Source organism: Burkholderia sp. Bp8994 (assembly GCF_003853805.1).
Taxonomy (GTDB): domain Bacteria; phylum Pseudomonadota; class Gammaproteobacteria; order Burkholderiales; family Burkholderiaceae; genus Burkholderia.
The window spans coordinates 1-18,305 of sequence record NZ_QTQH01000017.1 but is presented as its reverse complement, the minus strand read 5'-3'; the positions used below and the strand labels follow the sequence as shown (position 1 = coordinate 18,305).

Sequence of the window (18,305 nt, the reverse complement as noted above, 5' to 3'; positions counted from 1 at the left end):
CCCCTATGCAAAAGTAGGAGGGTGACCCATCCCGACCTTGCGCGCGCGTCCGCAGAATGCCGGTACGGGCCGTGAAAGCTTCGCGGCCCGCGTCTGCAGCAGAGCATGACGTCCAGCGCGTGTCGCTGGCGGACCCCTTGGATGGAGGTCATATGTTCAGTACCCGCGCGTGTTGCAGCAGTGTGGCGGCACTGTTGCTCCTGATGTGCGCCGTTCCCTCGTTTGCCCAAACGTTTCGCGTTCAATGTCCGTTCACCACGCCGTCCCATCCGACGGCGCTGCCGGCCGGCGGTGCGGAACCCGCCTACACCGGACCGTCCTTCACCGGGCTGAACTCCACGCCGACCGGTATCGTCAACGGCGCCATCAAGTGTCAGCAGATCTCGGGCGGTGACGGGTACGCCACCATGGCCGACGGCACGCAGACGTACCTGTTTGCCTTCGGCCCGTTGTCCGGCATTGCCGACATCCAGGCCGGCCGCGCCGGTACGGAATTCGCATCGGTGTTCAACACGGTCGGCGATCCGAGAACCGACCCGACCTACAACGGCGCGGTCGGCCTCGTGCCCGACCCGGAATCGTCGCCGCCGGGCCAGTTGACCGGCCATGTGGATCCGCGCCCGATCATGGACATCGGCGTGATGAACGGCAACATGCCGGCGCCCGAGATGGCGATCGACGAGGACGACGAGTTCTTCCTGACGCTCACGAACGTCGGCATGATCATGCGCCCCGACCTGTTCGAGCAGCACACGGTGCACTTCCACGGTTATCCGAATGCGTCGTCGTTCTATGACGGCGTGCCGGATGCGTCGGTGGCGATCAACATCGGCGCCAGCTTCACCTATTACTATCTCGCGCCCGATGCCGGCACCTACTTCTGGCACTGCCACATCACGCCGCCGGAGCACCTCCAGATGGGGATGGTCGGCCAGATCTTCGTGCGGCCGCGCCAGAACCGGGTGCCGTCCGGCCATTCGCTGTACGCCGCGCTGGTGGCGCAGCAAGGCGATCTTCGTACGCGGTGCGGCAACGACATTCTGTGCTCGACGCCGCTGCCGCCTTCGAATGGCGTGCTGCACGTCAACGACAAGAGCGGCAAGCCGACGCTCTACGCGTACAACGACGGCGACGGTTCGACTGCATACGACGTCGAGTATCCGGTGCAGATCCACGGCTTCGATCCGAACTTCCATTTCGTGGGGATGACGTTCAACCCGGAACCGTTCACCGACATGAAGGACAAGTACTTCATGCTGAACGGGCGCAGCTATCCGGACACGGTGACCCAGGGGCCGATGCAGACCCCGGTGGCCGACGGCACGGCCCATGTTTCCCAGCCGCTGCCGACCATCATCAATATCCCGGCCGGCGGCCGCGCGCTGCTCAGGATTTCCGATCTCGACGTCACCGAATTCCAGACGCTCGCGTCGCTGGGCGTGAGGATGCACGTGATCGGCGTCAACGCCCGGTTGCTGCGCGACATGGCCGGCAACGACATGACCTACTACACGAACTCGATCACGCTCGGCGGCGGCGAATCCATCGACGTGATTCTCGATGCGAGCGACACGACGAAGTACGCGCCGGGGTCGGTCTACTACCTCTACACGCCGAATCTCGATCACCTGTCGAACGACGCCGAGAACTTCGGGGGGCTGATGACGGAGGTCCGCATCTGCCCGGCCGCGCTCAACCCGGCTACGAAGTCCTGCATCTAGGAGAAATATCGTGGGCCACTTCACTCATGACATCCGGACCGCTATGTGCACGGGTGCCGGACGGCTCGTACGGCTCGCCGTGGCAATGCTTGCCGCATTGCTCTGCGGGCCGGTTCTGGCCGCCGCGCCGGGCATCACCGGCACGCATTTCGACCTGAGCGCGGAAGCGAGCCGCATCAGCCAGCCGGACGGCACGAGCGTCTATTCGTGGGGTTACGGCTGCCGCACGGCGCCGGCGGGATTCTCGCCGGCGGGCATCACGGGGGCGAACTGCCCGAGCATGCAGATTCCCGGGCCGACGCTGATCGTGCGGCAGGGCGACGTGATCACGGTGACGCTCACGAACAACCTGCCCGCGGCCGCGGGCAACACGTCGATCCTGTTTCAGGGATTCCAGGTGTGCGCGGCGGCGCTCAATCCCGACGGCTCGTGTCCGGCCGCGCTCACCGGCGTGCCCGGGCTGCTCACGCGCGAGGCGTCGCACGGCAACACGGTCACCTACAGTTTCGTCGCGGCGACGCCCGGCACGCATGCCTACTACAGCGGCACACGGGGCGACCTGCAGATCGAGATGGGCCTCTATGGCGCGATCATCGTATTGCCGACCTCGGCGCCGGGCGTGCTGGCCGTGCCGGCCGGATGCCGCGCAGTCGCCGCGACGCTGCCCGACGGCCAGCCGGACTACCGCAACGCGGCGGCGGCATACAACCATGTTTCGGCGTGCTACGACCGTGAGTATCTTTTTCAGTTCTCCGAAATGGATCCGCGCATCCATACGCAGGCCGAGCAGGAGGCCGCGAAGACGTGCACGCTGCCGACGGGCTGCATGACCGTCGAGACCGAGCCTTATCATCCCGCGTACTTCATGATCAACGGCCGCTCGATGCCGGACGACATGGATCCGAACTATGCGATGCAGTATCCGCATCAGCCCTACAACGGCAATCCGCACATGCACCCCGGCGAGCTGGTGCTGTTGCGGATCATCGGCACGGGCCGCTGGCAGCATCCGTTCCACGAGCACGGCAACCACGTCCGCGTGCTCGCGCGTGACGGCAACCTGCTGCTTGCCAAGACGGACGCGACCAAGGTCGCGGGCCCGCTGCTGTTCACCACGACCACGACGCCGGGCGAAACCCTGGACGGCATCTTCTACTGGACCGGCAAGGGGCTCAACTGGGACGTCTACGGGCACAAGCCCGGCGACGGCAGCGTCTGCATTCCCGATGCGAACGGCTACTACACCGCGGACCCGACGGCGCCGAACTACTACGAATGGTGCGCGGACCACAACAAGGCGCTCGAAGCGCATCCGTTCGGCAACGTCGGCAGCGGCGGACCGGTCACGCTGCCCGACTCGCACATCCTGACGAACGGTGCGTGGTATGGCGGCAGTCCCTATCTCGGACCGGATGCGACGATTCGCGCGACCTCGCCGACCGGCACGACGCCGCCGAGCGGCACGATCGCGAATCCGCCGGGAAGCGAAGCGGGCTTTGCATTCATGTGGCATTCGCACAATGAACGCGAGATCACCACGAACAACATCTTCCCGGGCGGAATGATGATGATGATGCTCGTCGATCCACAAGTCTTCGTGATCAACGAAGGCAACTAGAGGCGGGGAGAACGGAAATGCGATTCATCCAGTTCAAGGCGACGTTTCTCCGCCTGGCCAAGGCGAGCCTCGCCGCGTCGATGCTGCTGGCAGCGAGCGAGGCATCGCTCGCCCAGACCGTGAACCTGACGGCGAAGGCCGTGACTGCCACGATGCCCGACGGCGAGATCGTGCCGATGTGGGGCTACACGTGCTCGGCCGCCGCCGTGGCGCCGGCAACCTGTGCGGCGGCCAATCCCGGCGCCGGATCGGGCTGGTCGCCGGTGGTGATCACCGTGCCGTCCGGCGCGTCGCTGACGATCAACCTCACGAACAGTCTGCCGGCCTCCGTGCCGACGTCGCTCGTGATCGTCGGCCAGCTGGGCGGCGGTCTCGGCAAGACGGCGACGTCGACCCCGAGCCCCGTGCATCCGACCCAGACCTCGACGACCTGGCCGATCGCCGGCACCGGCAGCGGTGCGACGTTTACGCCGCCCGCGCAAGGGCCGCGGGTTCAGTCGTTCTCGACCGAAGTGGCGCACGGCGCGACGACGGCGTTGACGTGGAACAACCTGCGCCCCGGCACCTACCTGATCGAATCGGGCTCCCATCCGTCGATCCAGGGGCCGATGGGCCTTTACGGCGTGCTGGTGGTGCGCACGCCGCCGGCGTCCGCAACGTCGCGACCGGTCGCATATCCGGGCGTGCCATACGATGCCGACATCCCGCTCGTGCTGAGCGAAATCGATCCGGTGCAGAACGCCGCGGTCGCCGCGGCCGTGGCGACGACCGGCTTCAGCGAAACCAAGGTATGGTCCGGCCTTTCCGGTGGCTGCGGGGATTCGCACTCCTCATCGTTCGGTACCTGCTATCCGCCGGCCGTGAACTACGATCCGCGTTATTACCTGATCAACGGCGTCGCTTTCGATCGTACGCATCCTGACCGCTCGTCGTTCCCCGCAAGGGCTTCCGTGTCGACCGGCCAGGTGCTCCTGCGCTTCGTCAACGCGGGCCTGCGGATGCACGTGCCGTCGGTGGTCGGCGCGCAAACCGGCACCCCGCAGGTCTCCGGCTTCACGCTCGTCGCCGAGGACGGCAATCCGCTGCCCGGCAATCCGCGCGTGCAGTCGTCCGTGTTCCTGGCGGCCGGCAAGACTTACGACGTGATGATGACCGCGCCGGGCCTGAATGCGCCCGCGCTGCCGGTGTTCGACCGGCAACTGAGCCTGTCCACCAACAACCAGCGCGACGGCGGCATGCAGGCATATCTCAGCATCAACAACGGCGCGCTTCCGTCGGCAGGCGGAGGCGGCCAGAACGTCGTCGCCAATCCCGACAAGTACTTCCTCGTGGCGGGCAACACGCTGACCGTGGCGGACCCCGGGAAAGGGGTGATCGCCAATGACGTCGGCGTCTATGGCGTGCAGCTCGTGACCAAGCCGGCCAACGGCACGGTGACGCTGAACCCGGACGGCACGTTCAGCTACGTGCCCAATGCCGGTGCGACGTCGGACAGCTTCGTGTATCAGGCGAACGGTAATCCCGCGGTCACCGCGATGGTGACGCTGGCCGCGTGCACGCAAGCCGCCGGCTGCCTGTCCGGGCCGCCGGTCGCTCACGACGACAGCTACACGAGCAACATCGCGTCGCGGCTGCAGATCGGCGCGCCGGGCGTGCTCGTCAACGACACGGACCCGAGCGGGCTGCCGCTCACCGCGGCAGTGGTGCCGGGCAGCGTCAGCGGCGGCACCGTCACGCTGAATGCGGACGGTTCGTTCTCCGTGACGCCGAGCGCGCCGCCCGTCGGCGCCGCGACCGCGGGCGTGACCTTCAAGTATACGGCGGTCAACTCGCAGAACACGGCGAGCGCCCCGGCGAACGTTGCCGTCACGTTCAAGGGCGGCAGCGGGCTCGCCGTGAAGGTGCTGGACGGGCCGAGCACGGCACCGGGCAAGACGCCCGTGCAGCTCACCGACTACCGCTGGATCATCGAGGAAGACCGCACGTTCCAGATCGACCCGGCCTGCCAGGTGAACACGACACCGCGCCCCGCGAACTGTCCGCCGCTGCCGGTGCCGAGTCTCGGCACCAGCTTCCATACGAGCTACATGCCGGTGGTCGCGGCGGGTTGCGTCGGCACGGTTGCGTGCGAGTCGGGGCAGACGGTGTTCGATCCCGCCACCAACACGCACGTGCCCGCGGTGTGCGACATCGGCGACGGCGCATGCCGCACGAGTGCCGCGCAGCAGGTGCCGGTCGATCCGAGCCAGGTGTCGCTCGATCCAACCAAGCACTACTACATCTCGATCCTGCCGGGCGATGCCGGTAACAGTTTCTCGAATGGCGGGGGCGCCCCGAAACCCGTCGATCCGAACAACCCCACCGGCGCGATGCGGCAGTTCGACATTTCAAAGGATTGCCCGTCGGGCCCCGGCGGCGCGGATTTCGCGCCGGGCACGGGCACCTGCGGTCATACGATGGGCGGCGCGCCGATCGCACCGGCCCAGAAGAACGTCAACGTGCTCGTGCAGGAGACGCCGTTGCAGACCGCGAAGATCTCGGTATTCGTGTTCGAGGACGACGCGCCCGTCAACGGCGAAGTGGACGTGAGCGGCGGCAACGATGCCTTCGGCAGCGCGCATGAGCCGGGTCTCGGCGGGTTCGAGATCAAGCTGTTCGACGATGCCGGCGGCACCGGCGACGCCACCGGGCAGATGACCTACGACATGTTCAACATGCCGCTGTCGAACTCGCTGCAGGGCACCCGCGATCCCGCCACGGGCCTGAACGCCTGCCCGATTTCGACGACGTCGACCGACGGCCTCGTCGGCATGATCCCGACCTGCCCGAAGTACGAGTCCGACGGCAAGACGCTGTCGCCGCTGGTCGGCCAGGCGGTCATCGCGAACCTGATGCCGGGACGCTATGGCGTCGTCGCGACGCCGGGCGCCGACCGGACCGGCCGCGGCGAGGAATGGCTGCAGACCAACACGCTGGACGGACAGAAGGCGCACGACGCGTTCATCAAGGTCGGCGGCCCGTCGTACTTCCAGGAGTTCGGGCCCGCGGGCTTCCACGTGTCGATCGGCTTCGCGAATCCGAAGATCATCAACGACCGGCTGCCGGTGGTATGCGCCGGCGCGATCTGCAACAACTCGGTCGCCGGCCGGATCACGAATCTGCACTACAGCCGTCCGCCGAACGAGAACCTGTACGGCTCGGGCTCGCGCGATTCGCTCGGCTTCACGCAGTGCTACGTGAGCGTCGGCGATACCGACGGCGAGGACATCGCCTTTACCAAGTGCAATCCCGACGGCACGTTCAAGATCAGCGGCCTGCCCGACGGCACGTTCCGCATCACGGTCTTCGATCAGTGGAACGACCAGATCGTCGACGGGCTGGCGACGGCGACGCAATTGAAGGGCGGACAGTCCAAGGACCTCGGCGATATCCCCGTGCTGCAGTGGCACACGAATCTGTACACGCGGACCTTCTTCGACCAGAACGGCGACGGCGTGTCGCAGGACAGCGAGCCCGGGCTCACGCTCGTGCCGACCAACATCCGTTTCCGCGACGGGAGCTATTCGAATTTCAACAACACGGACCTGAACGGCTTCGCCGGATTCAACGAAGTGTTCCCGCTGTTCAACTGGTACGTGGCCGAAGCCGACACGACGCGCTACAAACAGACGGGCGTGCACGTGGTGTATGACGCGGGCGGCCCGGTCGACGGCACGCCTGGCGGCGGCAACTCGAACATCGCGGCGAATTTCGCCAACACGATCGAATCCTCGACCGCGCATCTGCCGACGAACCTGCGCGTGCCGGGCGCCAAGTATTGCAACGACGCGGATTGCACCGACCAGTCCGGCACGAACCCGTCGACCGCGCGGATCGACCCGCCGTGGGTGACGACCGAAGGCTGGCAGGGCTTCTCCGGCCAGAATTCGTTCATCGAGTTCGGCAAGAAGCCGTACGGGCCGACCGAGAACGGCGGCATCAAGGGCGAGGTGATCTACGCGTCGACGCGGCCGTTCGACGACCCGGCGCTGCTGATTCACACGAGCTGGACGCCGAACATTCCGAACGTGACGGTCAACCTGTACCGGGAGGATACGGCGACGGACGGTACGACGACGCTCGCGCTCGTCGACACGACGAAGACGAGCAGCTGGGACGACTGGGCGCAGGGCTTCCGCTCCGACGGCATTCCGAACATGAACTGCCCGGGGCAGGAGGCGAGCGACCCGTTCTTCTATACGTTGAAGAACAGCCCTCAGTGGCTCGACCCGACGCATCGCGCGTTGCCTGCGAATTCGCAGTTCAAGTGCTATGACGGCATGCATGCGTTCAACCAGGTGCAGCCGGCGCCCTACGACGGGATGTACCAGTTCCCGAGCGTGACGTCGCGCGATCCGTCGACGGGCCTGCCGACGGGCACGAACTGCACGATCTGCGTGGCGAATCCGTCGGGCGACGGAACCAAGATGCTGCCGACCGGGAAATACGTCGTCGAGGTGGTGGTGCCGCCGGGCTACGAGCTCGTGAAGGAGGAGGACAAGAACATCCTGATCGGCGACAACTACATCGCCCCGGTGACGCAGCAGTTCGGCGGCCTCGGCAACATCTTCATCCTGCCCGACCAGGCGGCGATGAATTCGACCTTCAACCCGAACAATGCGCAGAACCCGACGTCCGATCTCGGTTCGACACCGCGGCACGAAGGCGACACGGGCAGTGTCGAGACCTTCTGGCCGTGCGTCGGCGCGCTGCGCATCGTGCCGGACTACATCAGCCTGTTCCCGGGCTCGAAGGAGGTCGCGCCGTTCGCGGGTGCCTCGCGGCACCTGTGCGACCGCAAGGAAGTCACGCTCACGAACGAGATGTCGGTGCTCGCGAAGTTCTGGCTGTTCAGCTCGACGCATGTCGCCGCGCACTACACCGGCTTCATGCTCGACGACTTCTCGTCCGAGTTCGATCCGTACTCGCCGCAGTTCGGCGAGAAGTTCGCGGTGCCGAACGTGCCGATCTCGATGAAGGACTTCGCCGGCAATGAAGTGGCGCGTACGTATTCGGATTCGTGGGGCATCTTCAACGGGCTGAACTATTCGACGTGGCAGGTCAACCCGCCGAACCCGACCGGCTACGCGCCGACGATGATGGTCGCGTGCATGAACGATCCGGACATGCCCGACCCGGCGCATCCGGGGAAGACGATCCGCGATCCGATGTTCAACCCGGCATACAGCCAGTTCTGCTACGAGATCCCGTTCATGCCCGGACAGACCCAGTACATGGACACGCCGGTGGTGCCGGTGCAGGCGTTTGCGTCCGGCTACAACCCGCCTGACTGTGCGTACCCGGACGGCACGCCCGCGATCGCCAGCGTGACCGGCGACTCGAGCGGCGGAGGGGCGGGCCCGTGGGTCAGCACGGTCGGTCACCAGCTGACGATCAAGGCGCTCGGCGACCAGGTCGTGCCGAACAACGCGTACAACGGGCCAGCCGCGACCGCCGCGCCGTTCAACCAGAAATTCGTCAAGCGCCACTATGGCTTCGGTGCGACGCAAGGGAAGGTCACGATCGGCGGCCACGTAGCTTCAGTGCAGTCGTGGACCGACTCGGAGATCCATGTCGTCGTCACGCCGCTGATCGGCTCGAGTTGCACCGTCGACCAGCGCGGCGTGCTGACGCCGGCGTCGTGCGGCGAACTGGTCGTCACGACCGCCAGCGGCAAGAACACGATCGATACGGTCACCGTGACGGTGGGCGGCAAGGCGCCGACTTACGTGAACGGCGAGAACGCGACCAACGACGCGATCCAGACCGCGATCGACAACGCGACCCCGGGCGACCTGATCATCGTCGGTCCGGGCACCTACAACGAAATGGTCGTGATGTGGAAGCCGGTGCGGCTGCAGGGCGTCGGCGCCCCGTCGGTCGTGATCAACGCGAACACGCATCCGTCGGGCAAGATGGACGCGTGGCGCAGGAAGGTCGACTGCCTGTTCGGTGTCGCAATGAACGGCGCGATGATCTCGGCATCGAACCCGTTCGATCCGACCGGCACGTACACGTGCCCGACGGCGATGCAGCGCAAGGTGGACCCGATCCCGTTCGAGCCGACCGTGGGGTGGGACTCGAACCTGAACGGCAACCTTGGCGAAATGCTGCTCGAGCCGACGCTGATGGGCGCGTACGAAGGCGCGGGCATCACGGTGCTCGGCAAGGGCGTGCGGGACGTGCTGGTGGGCGGCGTGCCGCAACCCGACCCGAACTGCACCGCGAACGGCATTTGCGTGCCGCTCACGGGCCCGACGCGGTTCCAGCCGAACCCGCCGGATTGCCGGAATAACCCGAGCAACTTCCTGTGCAATCCGTCGCGCATCGACGGCATCACGGTCACGAACAGCTCGCAAGGCGGCGGCGGGATTTTCCTGCACGGCTGGAACCATCTGATGGAGGTGTCGAACAACCGGGTGTTCGCGAACGCGGGCACGCTTTCCGGCGGCATCTCGGTCGGCCAGGTCGAGGTCCCGGACGGCACGATCGCGGCCGACGGCATCACGCAGCTTCCGTTCGGCTTCAACAAGGCCGTGAACGTGCATCACAACTCGGTGACGTCGAACGCGGCGTACGGCGACGAAATCAATTCGAGCACGCCGTCGTCGGCCGGAGGCGTGGTGTTCTGCTCGGGCGCCGACAACTATCACTTCAACTACAACTGGGTGTGCGGCAACATGAGCAGCGGCGACGGCGGAGGCGTCGCGCACTTCGGCTTCAGCTATGCCGGCGACATCTCGCACAACTGGGTGCTGTTCAACCAGAGCAACAACCCGACACTGCCCACCTACGGCGGCGGCATCATCGCCCAGGGCGTACCGCCGGATGGCACCTTCTGCGAAAACTCGACGGTCGACGTGGACTGCGCACCGCAACTGTCCGACGGTATCGGGCCGCGGCTCGTGATCGACGGCAACCTGATCATGGGTAACACGGCGGAGAGCGGCAAGGGCGGCGGGTTGCGGCTGCAGCAGGTGAACGGCACGGACGTGGAGCGCAGCCCCGACAATGCGGCGAATTGGTACACGGTTCGCGTCATCAACAACATCATTGCGAACAACGTGGCGGGCTGGGGCGGCGGCGGCGTGTCGCTGCAGGACGCGGTGCGCGTGAGCTTCGTCAACAACACCGTGATGTCGAACGACGCGACGGCGTCCGCCGGCGTGCTGTTCAACACGGATGCGGCCACCCAGGCGAACGTCGGGCCGCCGAACTGCACCACGGTCGGCGCGCAAACGACGTGCAATCCGATCACGACGTCGACGTACCAGCCGGCCGGACTCGAGACCGCGCGGCATACGGCGAACTTCATCGCCGCGTTCACCGCGCCCGGCGTCGCGTGTCCGGCGGGTCTGCCGAACTGCACGACGTTCTCGAACCCGATCCTGACCAACAACGTGTTCTGGCAGAACCGTACGTTCTTCATCACGGTGTCCGGAGTGAATCCGAACATACCCGGGCTGCAGAACACGGTTGCGCTGAACCCGACGTTGAACCAGGCCGGGCATGCGACGGGCTATTGCGATCCGAACGCGGTTTATTGGGACATCGGTGCGTATGGCGACACGGGCCCGGGCAACCATCAGTCGGGTCTCAAGCTGAGCCCGCAGTACTCGATCCTGACCGATGCGGGCGACTACCCGGGCGCGAACAACAGCGGGGCCAACCCGTCGGTCGTGAGCCAGTACTGCAATGGCGCGCGCGTGCCGCCGGAAGGAGGCGGAAACGGCTTCGCGGTGCCGCCCGGCATCTCGGACACGGTGCTTCCGAACCCGCTGTTCAGCCTGCTGCCATCGGCGGTGCCGGACGAGGGCAATCAGTGGATCAACATGTCGTACGGCCCGCTGTCGCTGTTCAACATGTCGATCGCGTCAGGTAGCGCCGGGTATGGCGTGCTGCTCGGCAACTACTCGCCGCGCGCAGGTTCGCCCGCGATCAACGCGGGAACGCAGGCGGGTGCGCCGAATCATGATTTCTTCGGCACGACGCGTCCGCAACAGGGGAAGTACGACATCGGTGCGGTCGAGTTCCTGCCGTCCGGCATCGTGGGCGGTCTGCCGATCGATCCGCTGGCGCTCGGCACGGTGCTGACCGACGTGGTGGGCGGCCTGCCGATCCCTCCGCTCGCGGTGCCGAACGTGCCGGCCGGCGCCGTGGGCGGCCTGCCGATCGCTCCGCTGGCGGCGCCGACCGCGCCGGCCGGTGTCGTGGGCGGCTTGCCAAACAATCCGCTTGGGTTCGGCGCGGCGCTGAATCGACCTTGAAGGGGAGGGGGCCATGATCCGTTCACGTTTGCCGTGCAGGCGAGCGGCGCTTTACGCCGTCGCCGCCTGCCTCGCCGCCGCAGCCGTCGCAGAGCCGGCCGCGGCGCAGCAGGGCGCGCCCGCTACGCCCGGCGCCGGTGCGAAGCATTCGCCATACCGGCCGGACCTTCCGCGGCGCGCGAGAACCTACTACATGATGACGAGGGGGATCGACAACCTGAAGGTGCACCGCATCACATCGGACAACCTGATTCGTTTCAGCTACCGCGTGACCGATCCGGCCGCGGCGAAGCGGCTAGCCGACAGGAGCGCGACACCGTATCTGTACGGGCAGACGAGTCACGCGCTGCTCGAGGTGCCGGTGATGGACAAGATTGGCCAGTTGCGGCAAAGCGGCCGGCTCGAAGCCGGCCGGGAATACTGGATGGTGTTTTCGAACAAGGGCAACGTCGTCAAGGTCGGCGAACGCGTGAACGTGATCATCGGATCGTTGCATATCGACGGGCTGCTGGTCGAATGACGATGCGGCCGCGATGCGCGGCACGGGAACAGGAGAAGACTCATGACCCGGTTTCTTTCGGTAGCAATGGGGGCGGTCTCATTGGCGGGTTTGCTTGCGCTGGCGCCCGACTCGATCGCGGCCTCGGCGGCAGGCACCGCCCAGGCCAAGGCAGCATCGGCGGGGCAAGCGAGCGCCGCGCAGATCGTCGAGCGCAACGTGGCGGCGCGCGGCGGGCTGCAAGCGTGGCGCACGGTCAACACGCTGACGATGTCGGGGCTGATGGAGGCCGGCGGCAAGAAGAACACCGCGCTGCCGTTCGTGATGACGATGAAGCGTCCGCACAAGAGTCGCTTCGAAGTCCGCTTCAACGGGCAGACGGCGTTCCAGGTCTATGACGGTGCGCAGGGCTGGAAAGTCCGGCCGTTCCTCGGCCGTGACGAAGTCGAGCCCTATACGCCGGCCGAGGCGAAGTCGGCGGCGCAGTCCGCGGAACTGGACGGGCCGCTCGTCGATTACGCGAGCAAGGGCAGCACGGTTCAGTTGATCGGCTCGGAAACGGTGGAAGGGCATCGCGCCTACGTGTTGAAAGTGACGACGAAAGAGCGCGCGGAGCGTCGCGTGTGGATCGATGCGGCCACGTTCCTCGAGCTGAAGATCGACGGCGAGCCGCGCGTGCTCGACGGCAGGACGCACGGCGTCTCCGTGTTCTTCCGCGACTTCCGCAAGGAGGGGGGAATCGTCGTGCCGCACACGCTCGAGACGGCCGTTGCCGGCGTGAAGGGCACGCACAAGTTGACGATCGATCACGTGGCGGTGAATCAGCCGGTGGACGATGCGTCGTTCGGCAAGCCGCAGCTCGGGGCGGCCAGGGTGTCGAGCCGCTAGCCGGACGATTGGGCGAGGACCGAGGCCATGAAGCGAATCGAATCGTGGGTGCTCGCCGCCTGCATGGCGGCAGCCTTGTGCGCGTGCAAGCAGGTACCGGGGCAGGGTCTCACCGCGGACCAGATCGTCGAGAAGAATGTCGCCGCGCGGGGCGGGCTCGACGCATGGCGCAAGGTCCGGACGATGGTCTGGTTCGGCCATGTCGACAGCGCGAACGCCCCCGTGCGGGACATGCCGTTCGTCCTCGCGATGAAGCGGCCAAACAAGACGCGCTTCGAGCTGACGGTATTGAACGAGAAGAGTGTGCGCGTCTTCGACGGCCGGGAAGGCTGGAAGCTGGGCGCGAGTCCGCGGCCGTATTCGGGCGACGAGATCAGGTCGGCGCGTGACGAGCAGGTGATCGACGGGCCGCTGATCGATCACGACGCGAAGGGCGTCGGCGTGGCGCTGGAAGGGGTCGACCAGATCGGCGGCCACGATGCATACCGCCTCGCGGTGACGCTGCCTTCCGGCGCGGTTCGCCATGTGTGGATCGATGGCCGCACGTTCCTGGACGTGAAGATCGACCGTCAGTTGCGCGGCCCGCGCGGCCTGGTCACCGTCGAAGTGAGCTACAGCGATTTCAAGGGCGTCGACGGCCTGCAGATCCCGTTCAGGATCGAAAGCCGTACGGCGGCTTCCCCGAACAGGGACACGCTGGTCATCGACAAGGTGTCGCTGAATCCGCCGCTCGACGATGCGATCTTCACGCGGCCCGCGTCGCCGGGCGGACGCCGTTCGGTCGCGATCGATGCGAGCGTGTCGCCGGCGCCGCCGCGTGCCGGCCTGCCGACGGCACGGCCATGAACGGCATCCGGCGGCGGCTGCGCGTCCTCGTGGCGGCGCGTCCGCTTGCCGTGAGCCGCCGGCTGGCGCGCTGGATGTTGCTGGCCGCGCTGTGCGCGCCCGCCGGTTACGCGCGCTGCGACGAGGTGGCGCCCGCCGAGCCCGTCGCGCCGGTCGCGCCCGTGCCCGTGCCCGTCGCGCGGGCGGACGCGGGCGAGGCGATCTACCAGCGCGGCATCCTCGGTTCGGGCGCGCCGCTCGAAGCCGTGCATCCGGACGGCGTGCGCCTGCGCGGCGCGGCGGCCGCCTGCATCAATTGCCACCGGCGCAGCGGCCTCGGTTCGAAGGAAGGCAACAACACGGTCCCGCCGATCACGTGGCGCTATCTGGCGCATCCGCGCGCGCAAACCGACGAGGATCTCGACATCCCGTACGTTGCCGGCATGCGCACCGATCGCGAACCGTACACGGAGGAACGGCTCGCGCGGGCCGTGCGCGACGGGACCGCCCCGGATGGCCAGCCGCTCGGCAGGCTGATGCCGCAGTACGCGCTCGGCGATGCCGACATGGCTGCGCTGACGGCCTATCTGAAGCGCCTCGATCGCCGCCGGCCGTCGGGCGTGACCGACACGGTGCTGCATTTCGCGACGATCGTCACGTCCGATGCGGACCCGGTGAAGCGGGCGGGCATGCTCGACGTCCTGCAGCACTACTTCGCGGACAAGAACGCGTTTCCGATCGGCGCGACGCCGCCGCTGCGCTCGACGCGAAAAATGATGTTCATGGTCAATCGGCGCTGGGAGCTGCACGTCTGGTCGCTCACCGGCCCGCCCGACACGTGGCATGAGCAGCTCAGGCAGTATTTCGCGCGACAGCCGGTCCTGGCCGTCGTGTCGGGGCTCGGCGGCAGGAACTGGGCGCCCGTTCACGACTTCTGCGAACAGCAGGCCGTGCCGTGCCTGTTTCCGAACGTCGAGGTGCCCGTCGAGACCGATCACGATTTCTATTCCGTGTACTTCTCGCGCGGCGTGCTGCTCGAGTCGGACCTGATCGCGAAGCGCATCCTGGACGAAGCCGGTGCACGGCCGGTGAAGACGGTCAGGCAGGTCTATCGCGCGGGCGACAACGGCGAGCGGGGCGCACAGGCGCTGGCCGCCGCGCTGAAGGCGCACGGCATCGCGGTGTCGAACCGTGCGCTTGCGCCTCACGAGGATGTCGCACATGCGTTGCACGGGATGCCGCGCGACGATGCACTCGTGCTGTGGCTGCGGCCACCCGACCTCGCGGCGCTCGAGCATGTGCCGCCCGCGTCGGACACGGTGTTCATGTCGGGGCTGCTCGGCGGGCTCGACAGCACGCCGCTGCCGACGCGCTGGCGCGGCGTGACGCGCGTCGCCTATCCGTTCGACTTGCCCGAAGGGCGGCGCGTGCGCGTCGACTACGCGTTCGGCTGGTTCACGATCCGGCACATCCCGATGGTCGCGCCGCAGGTGCAGGCCGACACGTATCTCGCATGCGGCCTGCTCGCCGAGACGCTGAAGCATCTGGTCGATGCGTTCGTGGGCGAGTATCTCGTCGAGCGCATCGAGGACATGCTCGAACGTCGCATCCTGACCGGCTACTACCCGCGCCTGACGCTCGCGCCCGGGCAGCGCTTCGCGTCGAAGGGCGGCTATATCGCGCGGTTCGCCGGGCCGGATCGCGCGAAGCTTGCCGCCGACGGAGGCTGGATCGTTCCCTGAGCGGCCGCGCGCGTCGAGATGGAGTAGGAATCAGACCGCGAATGGAGGAAATCTCCCCATGCCGGGTCTCGCGGACGCTTCGCACAATGAAGGCATCGCGCGACGTTCCGGCGCAGCGCGGGCCACACGGCGTGAGGAGGGAAACCGCCATGACAACGTTTCTTGTCGGGCATGACACGCGTCATCGCCGGGCGCATCGCGGCTGGATGATCGTGATCGTGGCGCTCGCGTTGCTGCACGCGTCCGTCGGGCAGGCGCTGCCGATCTTCGCGCGCCAGACCGGGCAAAGTTGCGTCGCGTGTCACGCCGGCGGCCAGTTTCCCGAACTGACGCCGTACGGGCGCATGTTCAAGCTGAACGGTTATACGTTGGGCGAGCGCACGATTCCGCTCGCGGCGATGGCCGTCGCCGACATGAGCAAGACGCGAGCCAACAGCGACGCCAGCGGCAATCCGGTCACGCCGAAGAACGGCCTGCCGATCTTCGACTTCGCGAGCGTGTTCCTCGCCGGGAAGATCACCGACCATCTCGGCGGGTTCGCACAGTTCACCTATGCGAACTACGATCATCAGGATGCCAACGGAAAATGGAAAGGCTGGTGGGCATCGGACAACACCGACTTTCGCTTCGTCGACCGGATCATGTCTCCGGCCAACGATCTGATCCTCGGCCTGACGCTCCACAACAACCCGACCGTGCAGGATGTATTCAATACCGCGCCGGCCTGGAGCTATCCGTACATCGGCTCGGCGATCAGCCCGGTGGCCGGCGTTCCGGTCACGCCGATCATCGAGGGCGGTCTCGCGATGCAGGTCGTCGGCATGGGCGGGTACCTGTACTGGAACAAGACGGTCTATGCGGAGCTGACCGCCTACAGCACCGCCGACGGCATCTGGTCGTTCCTGAGCAAGGGTAACCACGCGGGCAACCCGGACCACCCGCAGGTCTATCTGCGCGGCTACAACCCGTATGCGCGCATCGCGCTGACGCGCGAATGGGGGCCGCACAGCCTGATGGTCGGCGCGTTCGGGCTGAGCGTCAACGTCTATCCGAACGACCCGAACAGTTTCCCGATCTTCGGCACGGGCGTGACGCGCTATCGCGACTACGGTTTCGACACGCAGTACCAGTACCTGCTGGAGCCGCACACGATCACCGCGCAGGCGCGCTACGTGCGCGAGAACATTCACGATCCGAACAACTTCGTCGTGAGCGACAACACGGCGGCGAACCTGAATTCGTTGCGGCTCAAGGCGTCGTACATCTACCAGTCGAAGTACGGCGTCAGCCTGTCGTTCTTCAATACGACGGGGACTGCGGACAGCGCCGCCTATGCGGCGAGCGCGAACTTCCATCCGAATACGCAGGGGTGGACGCCGGAAATATTCTGGATACCTGATCAGCACGTGCGAATCGGTATCCAGTACACGCACTTCACCAAGTTCCTCGGCGCGACGACCAACTACGACGGCAACGGACGCAATGCAAGGGACAACGACACGCTGTTCATCTATCTATGGCTGGCTTCATTCTGACACCCGGCGGGGCGACGGACATTGCGGCAGGGAGAGCGCTGACATGAACAAGGTGACCCATTTCGCTTGGCTTGCGCTGGTGCTGGCGGCATCGGGTTGTCACGACCTGGAGCGGTCGCGGGAAGTCGACAATCCGGCCGTGTCGGGCAAGACCATTGCATTGCAGGTGTGCTCGAACTGCCATGGCGCGACCGGCGTGTCGGTATCGCCGATGTTTCCGAAGCTCGCCGGGCAACGCAAGGAATACCTCGTCGACCAGTTGACCGACTTCAAGCATCACGCGCGCGCCGATCCGAATGCGAAGCGCTACATGTGGGGCTTCACGCATCTGACCGATGCGCAGATCGACCAGCTCGCGGATTATTTCTCGAGCCAGCCGGCGGTGCTCGGCGAGGTCGGCGATCGGCTGCTGCTCGACGCGGGGAAGGCGATCTTCGTATCGGGACTGCCGGACAAGGGCGTGTCGGCCTGTGTCGGCTGTCATGGCCAGCATGGCGAGGGCATGACCGGGTTTCCCCGGCTCGCCGGCCAGCACGCGGACTACGTGCTGAAGCAGCTGAGGGTTTTCCGGGAAACCGACACGCGCCCACGCGGTGCGGTGATGAAGGGGGTGTGCGCGAACATGACCGAGCAGGAAATGCGCGCGGTCGCGGCCTATGTCGAGGCCTTTCCGCCGGAAGCCGACGCTCCGGCGAGCCCGGCGAGCCCGTCGGTCGAGCAATGAGCCGCCGGCGCCGAACCGGCGTCACATGCGGCAGGTGCCGCGGGGCGGGCAGACGAGCGGCGCCGGCGGCGATCGTTTAGGTGTCTCGTCTCCCCCGGGGCGGGGCGCCTCTTTTTATTTGCATCCGATGGTTCCATCCTGGTGACGCTCATGAAAGCCATTCAATCGTCACGCGGCGGCATGATGTCCGTTGCCGCGTCACTGTATCGGCTGCCTCGACGACTTCGCGCGCCGGCCGCGGTTCGCGCGTGCGGGCCGGGCGACGACCGTCCGTTCCTCGCACGCCGGTCGGTCATCGACTGGCTGTTCGCCCTGGCACTCGTGGCGGGCGCAGGCCATGCGTTCGTGCATTACAACGAACACATGAATGACTACGACAAGGCGGTGATGATCGGCACCGTGCCGGCGCTCGTCGTGCTCGGCTGGCGCTGGAAGCCCGCGCGGCTG

At 66.5% G+C, this 18,305-nt stretch carries 9 protein-coding genes and 1 pseudogene; all 10 read left to right on the top strand.

Annotated features, from left to right (window positions below):
- The first annotated feature begins 152 nt into the window (after window positions 1-152).
- On the top strand, window positions 153-1,721 hold the full coding sequence (locus DIE04_RS19465) for a multicopper oxidase family protein (RefSeq protein WP_124487386.1): 1,569 nt from the start codon (window positions 153-155) through the stop codon (window positions 1,719-1,721).
- Between the two features lie 85 nt (window positions 1,722-1,806).
- Window positions 1,807-3,339: a multicopper oxidase family protein gene (locus DIE04_RS19460; RefSeq protein ID WP_260426259.1), complete on the top strand. Its 1,533-nt coding sequence runs from the start codon at window positions 1,807-1,809 to the stop codon at window positions 3,337-3,339.
- 17 nt (window positions 3,340-3,356) lie between these two features.
- Entirely contained in the window at window positions 3,357-11,645 is an 8,289-nt protein-coding gene (locus tag DIE04_RS19455) for an Ig-like domain-containing protein (protein WP_185500386.1), read from the top strand.
- A gap of 193 nt (window positions 11,646-11,838) precedes the next feature.
- Window positions 11,839-12,165: a hypothetical protein gene (locus DIE04_RS30400; protein ID WP_409333457.1), complete on the top strand. Its 327-nt coding sequence runs from the start codon at window positions 11,839-11,841 to the stop codon at window positions 12,163-12,165.
- A gap of 42 nt (window positions 12,166-12,207) precedes the next feature.
- Window positions 12,208-13,032, top strand: coding sequence for an outer membrane lipoprotein-sorting protein (locus DIE04_RS19445; protein ID WP_409333456.1), 825 nt, complete (start codon window positions 12,208-12,210; stop codon window positions 13,030-13,032).
- Between the two features lie 27 nt (window positions 13,033-13,059).
- The gene (locus tag DIE04_RS19440) at window positions 13,060-13,878 is read left to right on the top strand and encodes a hypothetical protein (protein WP_124487384.1); all 819 of its coding nucleotides are present in this window, start codon (window positions 13,060-13,062) and stop codon (window positions 13,876-13,878) included.
- Window positions 13,875-15,599, top strand: a complete 1,725-nt coding sequence (locus DIE04_RS19435) for a c-type cytochrome (RefSeq protein WP_185500385.1) — start codon at window positions 13,875-13,877, stop codon at window positions 15,597-15,599. Before DIE04_RS19440 ends, DIE04_RS19435 begins: the two co-directional genes overlap by 4 nt.
- 149 nt (window positions 15,600-15,748) lie before the next feature.
- Window positions 15,749-17,134, top strand: a complete 1,386-nt coding sequence (locus DIE04_RS19430) for a cytochrome C (RefSeq protein ID WP_185500384.1) — start codon at window positions 15,749-15,751, stop codon at window positions 17,132-17,134.
- Window positions 17,135-17,177: 43 nt separating this feature from the next.
- A complete protein-coding gene (locus tag DIE04_RS19425; protein WP_124487383.1) occupies window positions 17,178-17,858 on the top strand; it encodes a cytochrome c in 681 nt (226 codons plus the stop codon).
- 183 nt (window positions 17,859-18,041) lie between these two features.
- Window positions 18,042-18,305 (top strand): annotated as a pseudogene (locus DIE04_RS19420) (c-type cytochrome biogenesis protein CcsB); the annotation flags it as partial.